This is a genomic window from Serratia sp. SM04 (assembly GCF_040280225.1).
Lineage (GTDB): Bacteria > Pseudomonadota > Gammaproteobacteria > Enterobacterales > Enterobacteriaceae > Serratia > Serratia sarumanii.
This window is the reverse complement of the sequence record NZ_JBEOQT010000006.1, coordinates 26978-45167: the sequence shown is the minus strand read 5'-3', so window position 1 is coordinate 45167 and position 18190 is coordinate 26978. Positions and strand designations below refer to the sequence as shown.

The window sequence follows — 18190 nt, the reverse complement described above, 5'->3', positions numbered from 1 at the left end:
TGTTTTTTCCTCTGAGGAATTTCCGATGCACAGACCTTTCCGTTATACGCTACTGGCTTCATCGTTATGGTTTTCTTGCGGCGCGCTGGCGCAGCCGGCCGGCGATCTGCCGCTGATGCCCTGGCCGCAGCAGGTGGACGTGACGCAACCGGCGGGCAAGCTGGTGCTGGATCACCGCTTGTCTCTGACGTTGCAAGGTGACGACTTGGGCGACACGCTGCCGCGCTGGCGCCAGCGCATCGAACTGCAGACCGGCTGGACGCTGGTGCCGATGGAAGAAGCGAACGGCGCGGCGATCAAGGTGGTGATCAAGGACCGGGTGGCGGCGCAGCCGCTGCCGGGCAGCGACGAGAGTTACCGGCTGGCGGTCACGCCGCAGGGCGCCACGTTGACCGCCAACACGCGTTTCGGCGCGCTGCGCGGCATGGAGACCCTACTGCAGCTGCTGCAGACCGACGGGCAAAATACCTTCCTGCCGCTGGTGGATATCCGCGACGTACCGCGTTTTCCGTGGCGCGGCGTGCTGCTGGATTCGGCGCGTCATTTCCTGCCGCTGCCGGACATTCTGCGCCAGCTCGACGGCATGGCGGCGGCCAAGCTTAACGTGTTCCACTGGCACCTGACCGACGATCAGGGCTGGCGCTTTGCCTCCGAGCATTATCCCAAGCTGCAACAGCAGGCCAGCGACGGCCAGTTCTACACCCGCGAGCAGATGCGGCAGGTGGTGGCTTACGCCACGGCGCGCGGCATTCGCGTGGTGCCGGAGATCGACATGCCGGGGCACGCCTCCAGCATTGCGGTGGCCTATCCCGACCTGATGAGCGCGCCGGGGCCGTATCGGATGGAGCGCGAGTGGGGCGTGCATAAGCCGACGCTCGATCCGACCCGCGACGAGGTGTATCAGTTTGTCGACACGATCGTCGGCGAGCTGGCGGCGATCTTCCCCGATCCTTATCTGCATATCGGCGGCGACGAGGTGGACGCCAGCCAGTGGCGGGCGTCGCCGTCGATTCAGGCGTTTATGCAGAAGAACGGGCTGGCGGATACCCATGCGCTGCAGGCCTACTTCAACCAGAAGCTGGAAAAGATCCTCGAGAAACACCAGCGGCAGATGGTCGGCTGGGACGAGATCTATCATCCGTCGCTGCCGCGCTCGATCGTCATTCAATCCTGGCAGGGGCAAGACTCGCTGGGCGCCAGCGCGCAGGACGGCTATCAGGGCATCCTCTCCACCGGTTTCTACCTCGATCAGCCGCAAAGCACCGCCTATCACTACCGCAATGAAATTCTGCCGCAGCCGCTGGGGGTCGAGACGGCGGTGCAACCTGGCGAGCAGGCGCAAAGCTGGGGCTTCAGCATGCCGCGCCTGAAGGGCAGCGCGGTGGAGGGCAGCTTCACGCTGATCGAGGGCAAGCAGGGCTGGCGCGGTTTTATCGATTTCAACGGCAAATCGCGCCGCGCGGTGCACGACATTGTCTGGCGCACGCCGCAGCAGGTGACGTTCCGCGTCGATACCTGGATGGGTGACACGCGGCCGGTGTTCACGCTGCAGCAGGACAAGCTCAGCGGCTATACGTTGGTCGGCAACGTGCGTTACCCCACCCGCGGCGACAAGCTGGCGGCGGTGCCGGCGGGCAAGATGCCGGTGGTGCCGGACGAGAAGGGGCAGGCCAACATTCTCGGCGGTGAAGCGGCGCTGTGGGCGGAAAACGTGCGCGCGCCGCTTCTCGATCTCAAGCTGTGGCCGCGCGCCTTCGCGGTGGCGGAGCAGCTGTGGTCGGCGCAGGACGTCACCGACGAAAACAACATGTACCGGCGGCTGGCGGCGATCGACGTCTGGTCGGTGGTGTCGGTCGGCCTGCAGCAGCACGCGGAAACGGCGCGCGAATTCACCCGATTGAGCAACAGCGTGCAGATCGTGCCGCTGCAGATCCTGGCCGAGGCGGTGGAGCCGGCACAGTATTACACCCGCCAGCACCTGAAGTTCCAGGCCGGCAACTATCACCAGTTCGAACCGCTGAACCGCTTTGCCGATGCGCTGCCGCCGGAGAGCGGCGCGGTGCGCGACATGCAGGCACAGGTCGCAGCCTTGTTGAAGGATAAGCGCGATAAGGCGGCGGCGCAGGCGCTGCGCGAACGGCTGCAGCGCTGGCAGGCGAACGGCGCGGCGCTGCAGACGGCGATCGCGGGCAACCGCACGCTGCGGGAGCTGGCGCCGGTGGCGCAGGACGTCGATGCCTTGGCTACGCTGGGCTTAACGCTGCTGGATCGCCATCAGCAGGACAAACCGCTGAGCCGGGCCGAGGCCGAACAAGCGCAGCGCCGGCTGGATGCGGCGGCGCAGACGCGCGACGAGGTGGTGATTGCGGCGGTGTACCCGCTGGAGGCGCTGCTGCGGGGGCTTAAAACGGAGTGAGGGTGACGGGGCTCGGCCAGCTGAGCCCCGGTCTCGTTACGCCCGAAGCGACAGCGGCGCATACCCGATGGCGTGCTGCAGGTAATTCAGCAGCAGCTGGCGGGTGAAGCGCGGCTCATCGATACCGCTGCCCTGCAGGAAGCGTTGCAGGTTGCTGCAGTCCCACCGATAGGTGTCTTGATAGAGCTCCACCGTCGATAGCTCGTCCACCATAGGATCCTTGAACAGGCTGAGCAGCGGGTACAGCGGCGCGTCGCTGTCGTTTTCCCATTGGGCCCGCCACTGTGCGAAGGGCAGAGGATGAAAGCGATAACCGAACTCGCGCTCCAGCAGGCTGAAAAACTCACGCAGCGTCAGATTATTGTCACCTTGATGGATCAGGTTGAATTTCTGCCCCAGCGCCTGCGGGTTGCGAGAGACGTGGGCGATGGCTCGGGTCATGTAATCCACCGTGGTCAACCCTTCGCGCAGATCCCGTAAATCCGGCACCGTGCCGCTGCTGATGCAGGTTCTCACCAGCCGCGCCCACCATTGGTAATCGGCGTTGACGCCGGTGCGGCTGTGGCAGGTAGCGTAGCCCAGGCGGAAGGTCATCAGCGGCAGGCCTTGCTTCGCCGCCAGATCGGCGATTTTCTCCATCACCCATTTGCTGCGCACGTAGCCGATATCGCGGCTGACCGCCGGCAGGTTTTGATCGATATCGTCGCTTTCCCGCATCACCCGCTTACCGGTGTGCAGATGCCCCCAGCTGTAAACGGAGATGGTCGACAGCAGCATCAGCGGCTTGGTGCGGCTATGCGCCGCGAAACGAATGATTTCCCGCAGGCCCTGTACGTTGTCGCGCTTCATGTAGGCGTAAGGCTGGATAAAATTCACCGCGCTGGCCGAATGGTAAATCAGATCGATATCCTGACTTAACACCCGGTAAGCCGCCGGGGCCAGCGAGAAATGGTGTTCCGCCACGTCGCCGGGCAGGATATGGAGGCGTGCGCGCTGCCCGGCGCTCAACGCGATCCGGTAGCGCTGCAGCACCGCCTCCAGCCGCTGTCTCGGCGGCAGTTTGGCGCCGTCGCGCACCAGACAGTACAGCTCGGCGTCGGTGGTGCGCAGCAGATCGGCCAACAGGTGCGCGCCGACGAAGCCGGTGGCGCCGGTCAGCAAAATGGCGCGCGGCGCGCTGATTTGCCGCGCATCGAACGTCGGAACGATGACGAGATCCGACGGCAAATACACGTCATCCAGCAAGGCGCGTGCCGGCTCGCCGTCTTGAGGTTCAGGCGTTTGTTCTTGTCCCTGGCGTTGCGCCATCGCCTGCGCCAGCGTCGTCAGGTTCGGGTATGCATAGATATCACGCACATAGGTTTTGACCGCGAACGCTTTACCCAGTTGGTTTGCCAGGTTTGCCGCCAGCAGCGAATGCCCGCCCAGCGCGAAGAAATCATCGTCGGCGCGGATATGATCGATTTTCAGCAGCCTGCGCCACAGATCGGCGACGATCCGCTGGTGGCCGTCGAGCGGTTCAGCAGGGGCCGGCCGAGCCTCGGGCGCCAGGGCCAACAGCGCCGCCTGGTCGATTTTACCGTTGGCGTTGATCGGCAACCGAGCCAGATGCCGGTACTCGGCGGGCAGAGAGTAGGCGGGCAGCTGATCCTGAAGCTGCCGTTTAACCCGTGCAATGAGATCGCCGCCGGGATCTTCACCGGTCAAAAACGCCAGGATCCGCTTGTCGCTCGGATTGTCCGTTTGATTGACGAGGGCGATGGCGGTTTTTACGCCGGAGACCTGCGTCATCAGGCTGCCGATTTCACCGAGTTCCACGCGATTGCCGCGGATTTTGACCTGGGCGTCGAGTCGCCCCAGGTACTGAATGCGGCCGTCAGGCAAGCGGCGCGCCCGATCGCCACTGCGGTACAAGCGCTGGCCGCCGACGTGCGGCGAAGTGACAAAACGCTCGGCGGTCAGCTGCGGGGCGTTCAGGTAGCCGCGCGCCAGGCAGAGGCCGCTGATGCAGAGCTCGCCAGATTCGCCGTCGGTTACCGGCCACAGGCGCTCGTCGAGGATGAATACCTGCGTATCGGCGATGGGCCGGCCAATCGTGGACGGCGGGTTTTGCGTCGCGCAGCGCACGCGGTTGCAGGTGGCGAAGATGGTGGCCTCCGTCGGGCCGTAGTAATCCACCACTGCATAGTCGATGCCGCGCAGCTCGAGCGGATTCAGCTTTTCACCGGCGGTGAACAGGTATTTCAGCGCCAGCCCGGCGGGCTGCGGCGCGCCGATGACCTCCGGCACCAATACCGTAGGGACAAAGGCGTGGGTGAGGCGATGCCGGGCGAAGAAGGCCAGCAATGCGTCCGGCTGCAGGCGGGTCTCCTCGTGCGGCAGATACAGGGTGCCGCCGCAGATCAGCGGTGCCCAGATTTCCCATTGCGCCACGTCAAAACCGACGCCGGCAATCAGCGTGGAACGGCTGTGTTCATCCATCGCGAAACGTTGGTTATGCCAGAGGAGCAGGTTTAACAGCGAACGGTGTTCGATCATGACGCCTTTGGGCGCGCCGGTGGTGCCGGAGGTGAAAATAATATAGGCAAGCGCATCGGAGGGCGGAGGGGAAAATACAGTTATGGAAACTTTAGTCAGGGAAATATTATCAATGGAAAGGACTTTGCGCGGGAGGTTGTCGATATTTACACGAGCATCATGGTTGCTGAAGAGGATTATCGGCGAGCCACTTTGTTCGATAATATTGCGAATGCGCCGTTCGGGATAGCGGGCGTCAATGGGAATATAGCAGGCTCCGGCCTTGGCGATCGCCATCATGCCGATCGGTAATTCCACCGTGCGCTGCGCGACCAGCGGCACGGCATCGCCGGGCCGAACCCCTTCCTGTTTCAGGCGCGTGCACAGTGCGCTGCTGGCTTCATCCAATTGACGGTAGGTCAGATGTTTATTATCGCCGACGACGGCGGTTTTTTCCGGATAACGGGAAGCTTGTTGGATAAAATAATCCAATACGCTAGGTGCCATGGTTATCTCCTGTCATTATTCACGGAGTGAACGAAATGAAACAGCAATGACCCGGCCGGGTGAGAAATAATTATAGGCGTGTTTTTATTGTGGGATTGTAAATGTGAGCGGTATTACGCTATCGCTATAAATTAATTGGATTAATAAAATTCTTACCAATGAAAACGGCCAGCCGAAGCTGACCGTCATTCGCGTGCGTGTCGATTAACGACGCACGGCGATGGCTTCGATTTCGATCTTCACGTCTTTCGGCAGACGCGCCACTTCCACGCAGGAGCGGGCCGGGAACGGCGCGCTGTGCTCGGTGAAGAAGGTTTCGTACGCGGCGTTAACGGTGGCGAAGTCGTTCAGATCTTTCACGAACACGGTGGTTTTCACGATGTCGGCAACGCTCAGGCCGGCGGCTTCGACGATCGCTTTGACGTTTTCCAGCGACTGGCGCGCCTGAGCGGCCACGTCGTCGGCGACGGCGCCGGTTTTCGGATCGACCGGGATCTGGCCGGAAGTGATGATCATGCTGCCCAGATCAACGCCCTGCACGTAAGGACCAATGGCTGCCGGGGCGAGTTCAGTGCTGATATTACGTGACATGTTTTCTCCTGATAGACCCGTTGTCTTTCACGCCGCCGCGCGGTCGGCCGCAGCTTGAAATTCGGTGGGTAGCAACGTGGGTAGAGTTATTTTCAGACTCCCATTATAGGGAGTGACGCGCAGATTAACAGCGTCGCTCCCGTTAAAAGGGCAGAATTCAGTCGGCCTGCAGCACCACCTGATGCTCGAACTCTTTCTCGCAATAGCGGCACTTCAGGTGCACTTCGCCGTCGCGCGGCTTCACGCTGAAGCTCGACGCTACCGGCTCGCTACGGCTGATGCAGTTGCTGTTCGGGCAGGTCAGCACGCCGTCGATGTGATCCGGCAGGCTAAGGGTCAGTTTGCGCACCACTTCATAGTTGTCGATGCGGTTTACCGTGGCCTTCGGCGCGTACATCGCCAGCTGGTTGGCCTGCTGCTCGGTCAGGAAGGTGTTCTCGATCTTGATCAGATCCTTGCGGCCCAGCGCGTTGGAGGGCAGGTTCAGGCCGATGGTGATGCGCTGGTCGGTGGCGGTCAGCTTGAACAGCGTCAGCAGTTTGAAACCGATCTGCGCCGGAATGTGGTCGATCACCGTGCCGCATTTGATCGCTTCGACCTGCAATTTGTTGTCGTGAGTCATGGCGGTTCCCCCTTAAAGAGCCAAATCTGCGTTAAGCACCAGCGCCAGCAGCGCCTGGCGGGCGAAGATGCCGTTGCCCGCCTGCTGGAAGTAGTAGGCATGCGGCGTTTTATCCACGTCGGTGGCGATCTCGTCGATGCGCGGCAGCGGGTGCAGCACCTTGAGGTTGGCGCGCGCGCCGGCCAGATCCGCGGCGCGCAGGACGAACTGCGCCTTCACGTTGGCGTACTCGGAAGGATCGAGGCGCTCTTTCTGTACCCGGGTCATGTAGAGAATATCCAGCTCCGGCACCACTTCTTCAATGCTGCTGTGCAGGCTGTACTCAATGCCTTTCTCTTCCAGCATTTTCAGGATGTAGGCCGGCATCGCCAGCGCGTCCGGGGCGATGAAGTAGAAGCGGTTGCCTTCGAACTTGGCCAGCGCCTGGGTGAGCGAATGCACGGTGCGGCCGTACTTCAGGTCGCCGACCATGGCGATGCTGAGGTTGCTCAGGCGGCCCTGGGTTTCCTGGATGGTGAACAGATCCAGCAGGGTCTGGGTCGGGTGCTGGTTGGCGCCGTCGCCGGCGTTGAGCACCGGCACGTTGCCGGAGAATTCAGCGGCCATGCGCGCCGCGCCTTCCTGCGGGTGGCGCATCACGATGGCGTCCACGTAGGTGCTGATCACCGAGATAGTGTCGGCCAGGGTTTCGCCTTTCTTGCCGAGCGAAGTGTTGCTGCCGTCGGCGAAACCGACTACCGAGGCGCCGAGACGGTGCATCGAGGTTTCGAACGACAGGCGGGTACGGGTCGAGGCTTCGAAGAAGCAGCTGGCGATCACCTTGTGTTTCAACAGTTCCGGCTGCGGATTGGCTTTCAGACCGGCGGCGGTGCGCAGCACCAGCTCCAGATCCTCGCGGCTGAGATCGTTAATAGAGATGATGTGTTTGTGATACAGCGGATTGGCCATTTTTCACTCCTCCTCGACGCGTGCCCGTGGCGCGGGACTTTGGGATATTCTCAAGGCAAAAAAAAGCCCCTCAATGAGGGGCTTGAAACGATCGGTTTAGCAACAGGAGAAACAACGGCAGCTGGCCGCCGATAGGCAGTCGGTTTTGTCGATTGCGGCTAACAAAACAAACGTCGTTTTTCATGCTTTCTCCTGGCAAATTGTGGCGCATTATACTCGCGCTTTTCGCCACTGCAAGCGTTAAAACGCCGTTTTTTGCCGCCCCGCAATCGATTGGCCGGCGATGGCCGCCCGCCGGCTATTTGCTGACGCGATCGTAGTAGACCATGTCGGCGTTCAGCCCCTGCTGGTAGCCTTTGACGTTGTCGCGCAGCACCACTTCGGTTTTGGCCTGATCGATAAACACGTACGGCGAACTGCGCTGCAGTTCCTGCTGCATGGTGGTGTACAGCGCGCGGCGCTTGGCCGGATCGGCTTCGGCCAGCGCCGCCAGCGTCTGCTGGTTCAACTGCGGGATCTGCCAGCCGTTCAGTCCGGCCACCGTGCTGCTTTTGCCGTCGTTGTAGGCGAAGGCGCTGGCGTTGGAGTGGGCGTCGAAATAATCCGGGATCCACAGGCGGATCGCCGCCTGATGCTGCCTGGCGCGCACGCGGGAGTAAACCTGGCTGCCCGCCGCCGGCAGCAGCTCGACCTTCACGCCGGCGGCGGCGAAGCTACCCTGCAGCGCCTGCGCGATGGTGATGAACGGCGGCTTGTTCTCTACGTCCAGCGTAAAGGTGGCGTGGGTGATGCCCGCCTTGGCCAGGATGGCTTTCGCCTTGGCCGGATCGTAGCTGAACGGGTTGGTCTCCAGCGCGCCCGGCAGCCCGACCGGCAGGAAGCTCTGGTGCACGAAGTATTGGCCCTTCAGCAGATCCTTCGTGATGCCCTGATAATCCACCAGGTAGCGCGCCGCTTCCCAGAAGGCCGGGTTGTTCAGCAGCGGATTGGCGCCGTTGCCGGCGTTGAACACCAGGTAGTTTTGTTCGGCGGACGGGATCTCCAACACCTTGACGCCCGGCTGGTTTTTCAGCGTGTCGGTCTGATCGGCGCCCAGTTCGCGGGCGATATCGGCGTCGCCCTGCTGGATCAGCAGGCGGCGGGTGGCCGGATCCGGCACGTTTTTAATGATGATGTTTTTCAGCTGCGGCTTGTCGCCCGGCGTGGTGGGGTTGGCGTCCAGCACGATCGCCTGATGCGGCTGATAGACGCGCATCTTGAACGGGCCGCTGCCGGCGGAGTGCATTTTCAGCCAGGCGTTGCCGAAGTCGCCGTCTTTGACGTTGGCCAGCGCCGCCTTGCTGTCGACGATCGAGGCGATCGGCGTCGAAAGAATATTCAGCGCCACCGCCGGGCTGACGTCCGCCGTCCAGCGCAGCTGCACGGTATGTTCGTCGATCTTCTTCAACTGCGCGTCGATGTCGTCCGGCTGCCAGCCGAGCACGTTGAGGATGAACGCCGGCGACTTGTTCATTTTGATCGCGCGGCTGTAGGAAAAGATCACGTCGTCGGCGGTCAGCGGGTTGCCGGAGGCGAACGCCGCCTGCGGCCGCAGTTTCACCGTCAGCGTTTTGGCCGCCGCATCGCTCTGCCAGCTTTCCGCCAGCACCGGCGCCACCTTGGCCGGATCGTCGCGATCCGCCTGCACCAGCCGCTGATACAGGCTGGGCACCGTCTGGATGCTGGAGAGTTCGTTGGCTTCCGCCGGATCGAGGCTGACGATGTCATCCAGCGATTGCACCACTACCAGCGTATTCGGCGGCGTGGCGGCTAACGCGGCGGCGGGCAGGGCGGTGAGCAGGAACAGCGGCAAGAGTTTGGCTTTCATCGGTGTGTATCCCCTGAAGGCGCCGCAGGGCGACGCTGAGAACGGTTTGTTATCGTTGGTTTTTACGGCGCGGGCGCCGTCGGCCTGTCACGGTAGAGCCTTTGCCGGCGGTGAGCAAAGGTCAATCCGCTATTTGATATTCCTGGAATATATTAGCCGCCCTGGCCGGGGGCGCCAGGGCGGAGGGGAGGGCGGTCAGAGGGTTTCGCTCAGCGTGGCGACCAGCACCGCCTTGATGGTGTGCAGCCGGTTTTCCGCCTGATCGAACACCACGCTGTGCGCCGACTCGAACACTTCGTCGGTCACTTCCATGCCGCCGTGCAGATCGTACTGCTGCGCCATCTGCTTGCCGAGCGTGGTTTGATCGTCGTGGAACGCCGGCAGGCAGTGCAGGAACTTCACGTTCGGGTTGCCGGTCAGCTTCAGCATCGCCATGTTGACCTGATACGGCCGCAGCAGCGCGATACGCTCCCGCCAGGTTTCTTTCGGTTCGCCCATCGACACCCACACGTCGGTGTAGAGGAAGTCGGCGTCTTGCACCCCTTCGGTGATGTCTTCGGTCAGGGTGAGTTTCGCGCCGGTTTGCTGCGCCAGCGCCTGGCACTCGGCCACCAGCTCCGGCTGCGGCCAGCAGGCCTTCGGCGCCACCAGCCGCAGATCCATGCCCGCCAGCGCGGCGGCTTCCAGCAGCGTGTTGCCCATGTTGTTGCGCGCGTCGCCGACGTACGCCAGCTTCACTTCACTCAGCGCCTTGCCCGGAAGGTGTTCCTGCACGGTGAGCAGGTCCGCCAGCAATTGGGTGGGATGGAACTCGTCGGTCAGGCCGTTCCACACCGGCACGCCGGCGTTCTGCGCCAGGGTTTCCACCAGCGCCTGGCCGTAGCCGCGATACTGAATACCGTCGTACAGGCGGCCCAGCACCCGGGCGGTGTCTTTCATCGACTCCTTATGGCCGATCTGGCTGCCGCTCGGGCCGAGGTAAGTGACCTGCGCGCCCTGATCGAATGCGGCAACTTCGAAAGAGCATCGCGTGCGGGTCGAGTCTTTTTCGAAGATGAGCGCAATGTTTTTGCCCTGCAGCCGGCGCTGTTCCTGCCCCTGCTTCTTGGCCTGCTTCAGATCTGCCGCCAGTTTCAGCAGCGCCTGCAGCTCGGCGGGGGTGAAATCCATTAACCTCAGAAAGTGACGTTGGTAGAACGCATTGTCGGTGCTCATAGTCCGATTCCCTGATTGCTTAATTGAATTAAAATTCACTTTATATGTATGAATATTCAATTTCAACCCCAGCGAGGAAATCTTTCACGTTTATCGTGGAAGCAATGTCGGCGGTGTGTGAAAATAGAAGGAATGAAGGCCATTTGACTTGAGGATATAGGCATGGCAAACCGCGAATTGCTGGAAGAACAACGTGAAGAGACCCGCCTGATCATCGAAGAACTGCTGGAAGACGGCAGCGATCCGGACGCGCTCTACACCATCGAGCACCATCTGTCCGCCGAGAAATTTGAGGTTCTGGAGCAGGCCGCCGTTGAAGCCTTCAAGCTGGGCTACGAAGTGACCGACGCCGAAGAGCTGGAAGTGGAAGACGGTTCGCTGGTGATGTGCTGCGACGTGATCAGCGAAGTCGGCCTGAACGCCGAACTGATCGACGCCCAGGTCGAGCAGCTGGTGGCGCTGGCGGAACGCTGCGGCGTCAACTACGACGGCTGGGGCACCTACTTCGAAGATCCGAACGGTGAAGACGGTGAGGATGACGAAGACGGCGACTACATCGACGAAGACGACGACGGTAAACGCCACTAATTCCTTTCCGATCAATACCTGTGGGCTGGCTCTCGCCGGCCCCTGATATCCCCGTCGTCTTTCAAGCTGCAGCGTTGTTGGCTGCACTCCCTCACCCCAGTCACTTACCTAAGTAAGCTCCTGGGGATGAGTGAGCTGGCCGCCTAGCTGCAACTTGAAATACATAGGGCAATTAAGCCGATGACATACCAATCCCTGTTAGCCCCGATTTTAAGCTTCCTGCACTGTGAAACTCCTGACGCCTGGATCGACGCCGCGCGCCGTCCGGAAAACCTGCAGCTGTTGCTGACCGACCACCTGGTGTGCGAGCTGAAAGCCGCGCAGACCGGCATGTGGCTGATCCGCCGCTACGTGGCGGACAAAGAGAGCGGCGACGCGCTGTTGGTGCTGCTGCGGCCCTACGAGGCGTTTCTGCACGAAGCGCAGGGCGCGCCGGACACGCTGTTTCGCCAGGGCCAGTTCACCCGCAAGATCCTGCCGAAAAACGGCTCGGCCTACGGCCAGGATCTGGCGGATCGCATGGTGCTGTTGATCAAGGAAGAGCTGCATCACTTCTCGCAGGTGCTGGAGATCATGCAGGCGCGCGGGATCCCGTATCGCAAGATCACCGCCAGCCGCTACGCCAAGGGGATGATCCGCGAGATCCGCACTCACGATCCGGCGACGCTGATCGACAAGCTGATCTGCGGCGCCTACATCGAAGCGCGATCCTGCGAACGCTTCGCCAAACTGGCCCCGCATCTGGACGACGAGCTGAACCGCTTTTACGTCTCGCTGCTGCGCTCCGAAGCGCGCCATTATCAGGACTACCTGACGCTGGCGGAACAGATCGCCGGCGGCGACATCAGCGAACGGGTGGCGCATTTCGGCCGCCTCGAAGCTGAACTGATCCTGTCGCCGGACAGCGAGCTGCGTTTCCACAGCGGCGTGCCCGCCGCCGCCTGACGTTGAGGCGCGCCCTTACTGCGGCGCGCCCAGCAACAGATCCACCGCCTTTTCCGCCAGCATGATGGTCGGCGCATTGGTGTTGCCGCTGGTGAGTTGCGGCATCACCGAGCAGTCGATCACCCGCAGCTGCTCAAATCCGTGCACCCGCAGCTGCGGATCGGTCACCGCGTCCTGCGGCGACGGCCCCATGCGGCAGCTGCCCACCGGGTGATACACCGTCTTGCAGAAGTTGCGCACGAACTCTTCCAGCTGCGCCTCATCACGCGTCCACTCCGGCTGCGGCATCAGCAGATCCTTGATCAGCGGCTTCAGCGCCGCGGTTTGCAGGAAGCCCAGGCCGAACTTCACCGCGCGCACGCTGCCGGCCAGATCGTCCGGGTGGCCGAGGTAGTTGGCGTGCAGCTTGACCGGATCGTGCGGGTTGCTGCTGCGCAGCAGCACTTCGCCGCGCGCCTTCGGCTGCAGGTAGCCGACCTTGAGCGTGAAGCCGTGAATGTTCGGCAGCGGCTCGCCGGGCACGTCGTCCCAGCTGTCCAGCAGCGGCAGGAAGTGGATCTGCACGTCCGGCCGGCCGTCGCCCTGGCTGTCGGTGAAGGCGGCGCCTTCCAGCACGTTGGACGAGAGCACGCCGCTGCGAAACGCCAGCCACTGCGCGCCGTGGCTCAGCGCCTGCAGGCCGCGATCGGCGCCGAACAGGCTGATCGGCTCGCGGGTGCTGACGTTGATCGACATGTGCAGATGGTCGTGGAAGTTTTTACCCACCGGCAGATCCGCCCGCACCTCGATGCCCAGCTGCTGCAGGTGGTCGCGCGGGCCGATGCCGGACAGCATCAGCAGCTTCGGCGAACCGACCGCGCCGGCGCTGACGATCACCTCTTTGGTGGCGCGCGCGGTCACTTCCGCGCCGCCGTTCTGGCTGTAGACCACGCCGGTGGCGACGTTGCCCTCGAAGGTCAGCCGATGCGCCAGGGCGTTCAGTTTCACCACCAGCCGCCGTTCGTCGCGCACCGCCTTCAGGTAGGTGCGGGCGGTGCTGGCGCGTTCGCCGTTGTGGGTGGTGGTTTGGTAGAAACCGACGCCGTGCTGGCTGTCGCCGTTGAAGTCGTTGCGGTAGGGCAGGTTCAGCTCCTGGCCGGCGCGGATAAACGCCATGCTGAGCGGGTGGCGGTAGCGGTTTTCGCTGACCGGCAGCAGCCCGTCGGCGCCGTGGTAGTCGTCCGACAGGCTTTCGTTGGCCTCGGCGCGTTTGAAATAGGGCAGCACCTCCCGGTAGCTCCATCCGGTACAGCCATAGCGCTCGGCCCAGTCGTCGTAGTCCTGCGGCTGGCCGCGCAGGTAGATCATGCCGTTGACCGAACTGCTGCCGCCCAGCACCTTGCCCTGCGCGATCTGCATGCGGCGGTTGTTGGCGTGCGGTTCCGGCTCCGTCTCGTAGGGCCAGCTCTTTTTGGCGATGATCTTGGCCACGCCGGCCGGCATCTTGATGAACAGGTTATTGTCGTCGCCGCCGGCTTCCAGCAGCAGCACCCGCGCCTGGGTGCGGCGGATCAGCTGCGCCGCCAGCACGCAGCCGGCGGAACCGGCGCCGACGATGATGTAATCAAAGGTATTTTCCGACATGACAGCTCTCCGTGCGCGATTGGGATACTGGCAGAGTAACGCGGGGGAAAAAGCGGTCAATTTGCGATCGTTAATTTATTAACGAACTTCACATTAAATTTACATCGTGGTTTTTAACGTCAGTTTATCTGCTTGAAATACGGCGTTATAGCGAGTTTTACTGATTGATTGCGATATTAATAAAAAAGGCGCAGCAAGCTGCGCCATGATGTGCAGGCGGGGCGATTACAGCGTTTTCAGCATGGTGACTTCGCAATCGACGTGGCCGGTAGCGCCCATCGCGTGGTCGATGTGTTCGAAGCCCAGATGTTCGTACAGCGCAACGGCCTGCGTCAGGCTGGCGGTGGTCTCGAGGTAACAACAGCGGAAGCCGTGCCGGCGGGCGAAATCCAGCGCCTGCAGCGCCAGGCGTTTCGCCAATCCCTTGCCGCGCAACACCGGCAGGAAATACATCTTCTGCAATTCGCATATATCGTCTGCGCCGCCCTGCAGCGGTGCGATGCCGCCGCCGCCGGCGACCTGGCCGTCTACCTCGATCACCCAGTAAGCGCTGCGCGGCAGGCTGTAGAGCTGATACAGGGCGTCCAGATTGGGATCGGAGACGGTATAGCCTTTATCCGCCGTCAGGCCGTGCTCGGCGGAGACTTCGCGAATGACGTGAGCAATGGCGGCATTGTCGTCCGCCGTGATGGGGCGCACCAGCAGGCGCGCCGGGGTTGCTGTTGTCATGTTTACACTCGCCATTGAAAGAGACCACGTTCGTTTTTCGTTTTTATCGCAGCACGAAACGCGCCGGGAGTTATTTCCCGGCGGCGTCCCTGCAGCAGTAATATCTTGTAATAACACCTAACCCGGCCCGGATGCAACGGCGATAAAAAAACAGCGGGGAAGACCCCGCTGTTTTTCAGGCGTTGGCGTGAGCCGGTGAATTACAGCGCGGCGATGGTCGCCTGCTGTTCCTGCAGCTTCACTTTGCCTTCTTTGCAGGCCGCCAGACGATCGCGTTCTTTGGCGACCACCGCTTCCGGCGCGCGCGCCACGAAGCCTTCGTTCGCCAGCTTGCCTTCGATCGCGGCGATTTCCGCATCCAGTTTGCCCATCTCTTTCGCCAGACGCGCGATCTCGGCGTCTTTGTCGATGAAACCGGCCATCGGGATCAGCAGCTCGGCGCCGTCCACCAGCTTGGTGACGGAGACCGGGCCTTTCTCACCGGCCGGCAGCAGCGCGATGGATTCCAGGCGCGCCAGACGGGCGATAAAGCTTTGGTTCTCCTGCACGCGGCGCTGGGCGTCGGCGCTGCAGTTGCGCAGCAGCACGTCGAGCGCTTTGCTTGGCGCGATGTTCATCTCGGCGCGGATGTTGCGCACGGCGATGATGGTTTGCTTGATCCACTCCAGATCGTTCAGCGCCTGCTCGTCTTCCAGCGCGGCGTCGTAGGCCGGGAACGGCTGCAGCATGATGGTGTCTGCGGTCGTGCCGGTCAGCGGCTTCACGCGCTGCCAGATGGTTTCGGTGATAAACGGAATGATCGGGTGCGCCAGGCGCAGCAGCGCTTCCAGCACGGTGATCAGCGTGTGGCGGGTGCCGCGCTGTTCCGCTTCGCTGCCGTTGCTCACCACCGGCTTGGTCAGCTCCAGATACCAGTCGCAGAACTGGTTCCAGGTGAATTCGTACAGGATGTTGGCCGCCAGATCGAAGCGGTAGGTATCCAGCGCTTCGCGGTAGGCTTTCACCGTGCGGTTGAATTCGGCCAGGATCCAGCGATCCGCCAGCGATAGCACTTTCTCGCCGCCGTTGAAGCCGCAGTCGTGCGCTTCGGTGTTCATCAGCACGAAGCGGCTGGCGTTCCACAGCTTGTTACAGAAGTTGCGGTAGCCTTCCAGGCGCTTCATGTCCCAGTTGATGTCGCGGCCGGTCGAGGCCAGCGCCGCTAGGGTGAAGCGCAGGGCGTCGGTGCCGTGCGGCTCGATGCCGTTCGGGAACTGCTTCTCGGTGCGCTTGCGGATTTTCTCCGCCAGCTGCGGCTGCATCATGTTGCCGGTGCGTTTTTCCAGCAGATCTTCCAGCGAGATGCCGTCGACCATGTCCAGCGGATCGATCACGTTGCCTTTCGACTTGGACATCTTCTGGCCTTCGTCGTCGCGGATCAGGCCGGTCATGTAGACGGTCTTGAACGGCACCTGCGGCTTGCCGTTTTCATCCTTGATGAAGTGCATGGTCAGCATGATCATGCGCGCGATCCAGAAGAAGATGATGTCGAAGCCGCTGACCATCACGCTGGTCGGGTGGAAGGTTTTCAGCGCCTCGGTCTGCTCCGGCCAGCCCAGGGTAGAGAAGGTCCACAGGCCGGACGAGAACCAGGTGTCCAGCACGTCTTCGTCCTGGGTCAGCACCACGTCGGCGCCCAGGTTGTTCTCGCTGCGCACTTCTTCTTCGCTGCGGCCCACGTAGACTTTGCCGTTCACGTCGTACCAGGCCGGGATACGGTGGCCCCACCACAGCTGACGCGAGATGCACCAGTCCTGAATGTCGCGCATCCAGCTGAAGTACATGTTTTCGTACTGCTTCGGCACGAACTGGATTTCGCCCTGTTCGACCGCTTCCACCGCCACTTTGGCCAGCGGCGCGGTGCGCACGTACCATTGGTCGGTCAGCATCGGCTCGATCACCACGCCGCCGCGGTCGCCGTAAGGCACCGTCAGGTCGTGCGGTTTGATCTCGTCCAGCAGGCCTAACTGATCGAAGGCGGCAACCACCGCTTTACGCGCCGCGAAGCGCTCCAGGCCACGGAACTCGGCCGGGATCTCGTTGCAGTAGTCGGTGCAGACTTCGCCCAGGGTGTTGAACACTTCCGCTTCCTGACGGATGTCGCCGTCGAAGGTCAGAATGTTGATCATCGGCAGGCCGTGGCGTTTGCCGACTTCGTAGTCGTTGAAATCGTGCGCCGGGGTGATCTTCACGCAGCCGGTGCCTTTTTCCATATCGGCGTGTTCGTCGCCGACGATGCGGATGCGGCGGCCGACCAGCGGCAGAATGATCTCTTTGCCGATCAGGTCTTTATAGCGCGGATCTTCCGGGTTGACCGCCACGCCGGTATCGCCCAGCACGGTTTCCGGACGGGTGGTGGCGACCACCAGGTAGTCTTTGCCCTCGGCGGTTTTCGCGCCGTCGGCCAGCGGGTAGCGCAGGTGCCACATGTAACCTTTGGATTCGCGGTTTTCCACTTCCAGATCGGAGATGGCGGTGCGCAGCTTCGGATCCCAGTTCACCAGGCGCTTGCCGCGGTAGATCAGGTCTTCTTTGTGCAGACGGACAAACACTTCGCGCACCGCGTTCGACAGGCCTTCGTCCATGGTGAAGCGCTCGCGCTCCCAGTCCACGGAGTTGCCCAGACGGCGCATCTGGCGGGTGATGGTGCCGCCGGACTCCGCCTTCCACTGCCAGATCTTGTCGATAAACGCGTCACGGCCGTAGTCGTGGCGGGTTTTGCCTTCTTCCGCGGCGATCTTGCGCTCCACCACCATCTGGGTGGCGATGCCGGCGTGGTCGGTGCCCGCCTGCCACAGGGTGTTTTTACCCTGCATGCGCTGATAGCGAATCATGGTGTCCATGATGGTCTGCTGGAACGCGTGGCCCATGTGCAGGCTGCCGGTGACGTTCGGCGGCGGGATCATGATGCAGAAGCTTTCCTGGCTGGTGTCGCCGTTCGGCTTGAAGTAACCCTGATTCTCCCAGTGATCGTACAGCTTCTGTTCGATCTGCTTTGGGTCGTATGCGGTGTCGAGCTGACTGTTTGTCTTTTCCATTCTTTATCGTATTCAGTGAGTTGGCGGCGTAGCCGTGGTCAAATGGAAGCCGACGCTGCGATAGGCCTTGTAACGGTCGCGCGCCAACTGTTTCAGAGTGTCTTCGTAAGGAACGAAGTCTACCACTTCATGGAAAGCGGTAGCAAAATCGGCAAACTGCGGCAGCAGGGCGATCAGCAGATCGCGCGGGGCGTTGCCGCGCTTGCCGGGCCAGCACAGTTCCACCGGCGCGCCGTAGTGCGGCCCTTCGCCGGCCAGGTTGTGCGGCACGAATTCATGCGGCTCGCGCTGCCACAGCGCTTCGTCCAGCCGCTGGGCCTGCTCCTGGCTCTCGCAGGCGATCAGCACCCGCTTGCCGGAACGGAAGCCGTTGGCGGCAACGGCGCAGGCCACGGCCTCATGGGCGCTGAGCGCACCAGACGGTTCCGCGTTGTCGAGCAAATAAAACGTCGCCTGTTTCATTAAGGATCCACCGCTGCCGATAAAAAAATGTAGGGGCACAGCATGCTGTGCCCCTTGGGATTATACCTGAATTACCGCTCAGA

At 62.1% G+C, this 18190-nt stretch carries 13 protein-coding genes; 3 read left to right on the top strand and 10 right to left on the bottom strand.

Going from position 1 to position 18190, the window contains the following annotated elements; translation table 11 throughout:
- Positions 1-25 precede the first annotated feature (25 nt).
- A complete protein-coding gene (locus ABTW55_RS10740; protein WP_060422675.1) occupies positions 26-2416 on the top strand; it encodes a family 20 glycosylhydrolase in 2391 nt (796 codons plus the stop codon).
- A 36-nt stretch (positions 2417-2452) separates the two neighbouring features.
- Here the strand turns inward: ABTW55_RS10740 and ABTW55_RS10735 are convergent, their stop codons facing one another.
- The 6 genes from ABTW55_RS10735 to argF form a co-directional block, all read right to left on the bottom strand.
- On the bottom strand, positions 2453-5440 hold the full coding sequence (locus tag ABTW55_RS10735) for a non-ribosomal peptide synthetase (RefSeq protein ID WP_060422672.1): 2988 nt from the start codon (positions 5438-5440) through the stop codon (positions 2453-2455).
- A gap of 204 nt (positions 5441-5644) precedes the next feature.
- On the bottom strand, positions 5645-6031 hold the full coding sequence (gene ridA / locus ABTW55_RS10730) for a 2-iminobutanoate/2-iminopropanoate deaminase (protein ID WP_060422669.1): 387 nt from the start codon (positions 6029-6031) through the stop codon (positions 5645-5647).
- 157 nt (positions 6032-6188) lie between these two features.
- A complete protein-coding gene (gene pyrI / locus ABTW55_RS10725) occupies positions 6189-6653 on the bottom strand; it encodes an aspartate carbamoyltransferase regulatory subunit (RefSeq protein ID WP_033636863.1) in 465 nt (154 codons plus the stop codon).
- A gap of 12 nt (positions 6654-6665) precedes the next feature.
- Positions 6666-7601 (bottom strand): aspartate carbamoyltransferase, encoded by a 936-nt coding sequence (pyrB, locus tag ABTW55_RS10720; RefSeq protein WP_033636864.1) that lies wholly within the window; start codon positions 7599-7601, stop codon positions 6666-6668.
- Between the two features lie 298 nt (positions 7602-7899).
- Complete coding sequence (locus ABTW55_RS10715; protein ID WP_060422666.1) at positions 7900-9468, bottom strand: ABC transporter substrate-binding protein; 1569 nt, start codon at positions 9466-9468, stop codon at positions 7900-7902.
- Between the two features lie 195 nt (positions 9469-9663).
- A complete protein-coding gene (gene argF, locus ABTW55_RS10710) occupies positions 9664-10683 on the bottom strand; it encodes an ornithine carbamoyltransferase (protein ID WP_047569565.1) in 1020 nt (339 codons plus the stop codon).
- Positions 10684-10845: 162 nt separating this feature from the next.
- Between argF and rraB the strand changes: the two genes are divergently transcribed.
- Together rraB and miaE are read left to right on the top strand one after the other, a co-directional pair.
- Positions 10846-11271: a ribonuclease E inhibitor RraB gene (rraB, locus tag ABTW55_RS10705; RefSeq protein WP_004933365.1), complete on the top strand. Its 426-nt coding sequence runs from the start codon at positions 10846-10848 to the stop codon at positions 11269-11271.
- Between the two features lie 180 nt (positions 11272-11451).
- Positions 11452-12216, top strand: a complete 765-nt coding sequence (miaE, locus tag ABTW55_RS10700) for a tRNA isopentenyl-2-thiomethyl-A-37 hydroxylase MiaE (RefSeq protein WP_060422664.1) — start codon at positions 11452-11454, stop codon at positions 12214-12216.
- Between the two features lie 15 nt (positions 12217-12231).
- Here miaE and ABTW55_RS10695 read toward each other — a convergent pair whose 3' ends face one another.
- The 4 genes from ABTW55_RS10695 to ABTW55_RS10680 form a co-directional block, all read right to left on the bottom strand.
- Positions 12232-13839, bottom strand: a complete 1608-nt coding sequence (locus tag ABTW55_RS10695) for a GMC family oxidoreductase (RefSeq protein ID WP_033636871.1) — start codon at positions 13837-13839, stop codon at positions 12232-12234.
- A 225-nt stretch (positions 13840-14064) separates the two neighbouring features.
- Positions 14065-14568 (bottom strand): GNAT family N-acetyltransferase, encoded by a 504-nt coding sequence (locus ABTW55_RS10690; protein WP_041037659.1) that lies wholly within the window; start codon positions 14566-14568, stop codon positions 14065-14067.
- 200 nt (positions 14569-14768) lie between these two features.
- Entirely contained in the window at positions 14769-17645 is a 2877-nt protein-coding gene (locus ABTW55_RS10685; RefSeq protein ID WP_060422661.1) for a valine--tRNA ligase, read from the bottom strand.
- A 12-nt stretch (positions 17646-17657) separates the two neighbouring features.
- Positions 17658-18107 carry a DNA polymerase III subunit chi gene (locus ABTW55_RS10680; RefSeq protein ID WP_033631663.1) on the bottom strand — a complete coding sequence of 150 codons (450 nt, stop codon included), beginning with the start codon at positions 18105-18107 and terminating at the stop codon, positions 17658-17660.
- Positions 18108-18190 lie beyond the last annotated feature (83 nt).

Coding starts and splice junctions, on each gene's coding strand:
- miaE (WP_060422664.1), top strand. CDS start 11,452: ATGACATACCAATCCCTGTTAGCCCCGATTTTAAGCTTCCTGCACTGT.
- ABTW55_RS10685 (WP_060422661.1), bottom strand. CDS start 17,645: ATGGAAAAGACAAACAGTCAGCTCGACACCGCATACGACCCAAAGCAG.
- argF (WP_047569565.1), bottom strand. CDS start 10,683: ATGAGCACCGACAATGCGTTCTACCAACGTCACTTTCTGAGGTTAATG.
- ridA (WP_060422669.1), bottom strand. CDS start 6,031: ATGTCACGTAATATCAGCACTGAACTCGCCCCGGCAGCCATTGGTCCT.
- ABTW55_RS10735 (WP_060422672.1), bottom strand. CDS start 5,440: ATGGCACCTAGCGTATTGGATTATTTTATCCAACAAGCTTCCCGTTAT.
- pyrB (WP_033636864.1), bottom strand. CDS start 7,601: ATGGCCAATCCGCTGTATCACAAACACATCATCTCTATTAACGATCTC.
- rraB (WP_004933365.1), top strand. CDS start 10,846: ATGGCAAACCGCGAATTGCTGGAAGAACAACGTGAAGAGACCCGCCTG.
- pyrI (WP_033636863.1), bottom strand. CDS start 6,653: ATGACTCACGACAACAAATTGCAGGTCGAAGCGATCAAATGCGGCACG.
- ABTW55_RS10690 (WP_041037659.1), bottom strand. CDS start 14,568: ATGACAACAGCAACCCCGGCGCGCCTGCTGGTGCGCCCCATCACGGCG.
- ABTW55_RS10740 (WP_060422675.1), top strand. CDS start 26: ATGCACAGACCTTTCCGTTATACGCTACTGGCTTCATCGTTATGGTTT.
- ABTW55_RS10680 (WP_033631663.1), bottom strand. CDS start 18,107: ATGAAACAGGCGACGTTTTATTTGCTCGACAACGCGGAACCGTCTGGT.
- ABTW55_RS10715 (WP_060422666.1), bottom strand. CDS start 9,468: ATGAAAGCCAAACTCTTGCCGCTGTTCCTGCTCACCGCCCTGCCCGCC.
- ABTW55_RS10695 (WP_033636871.1), bottom strand. CDS start 13,839: ATGTCGGAAAATACCTTTGATTACATCATCGTCGGCGCCGGTTCCGCC.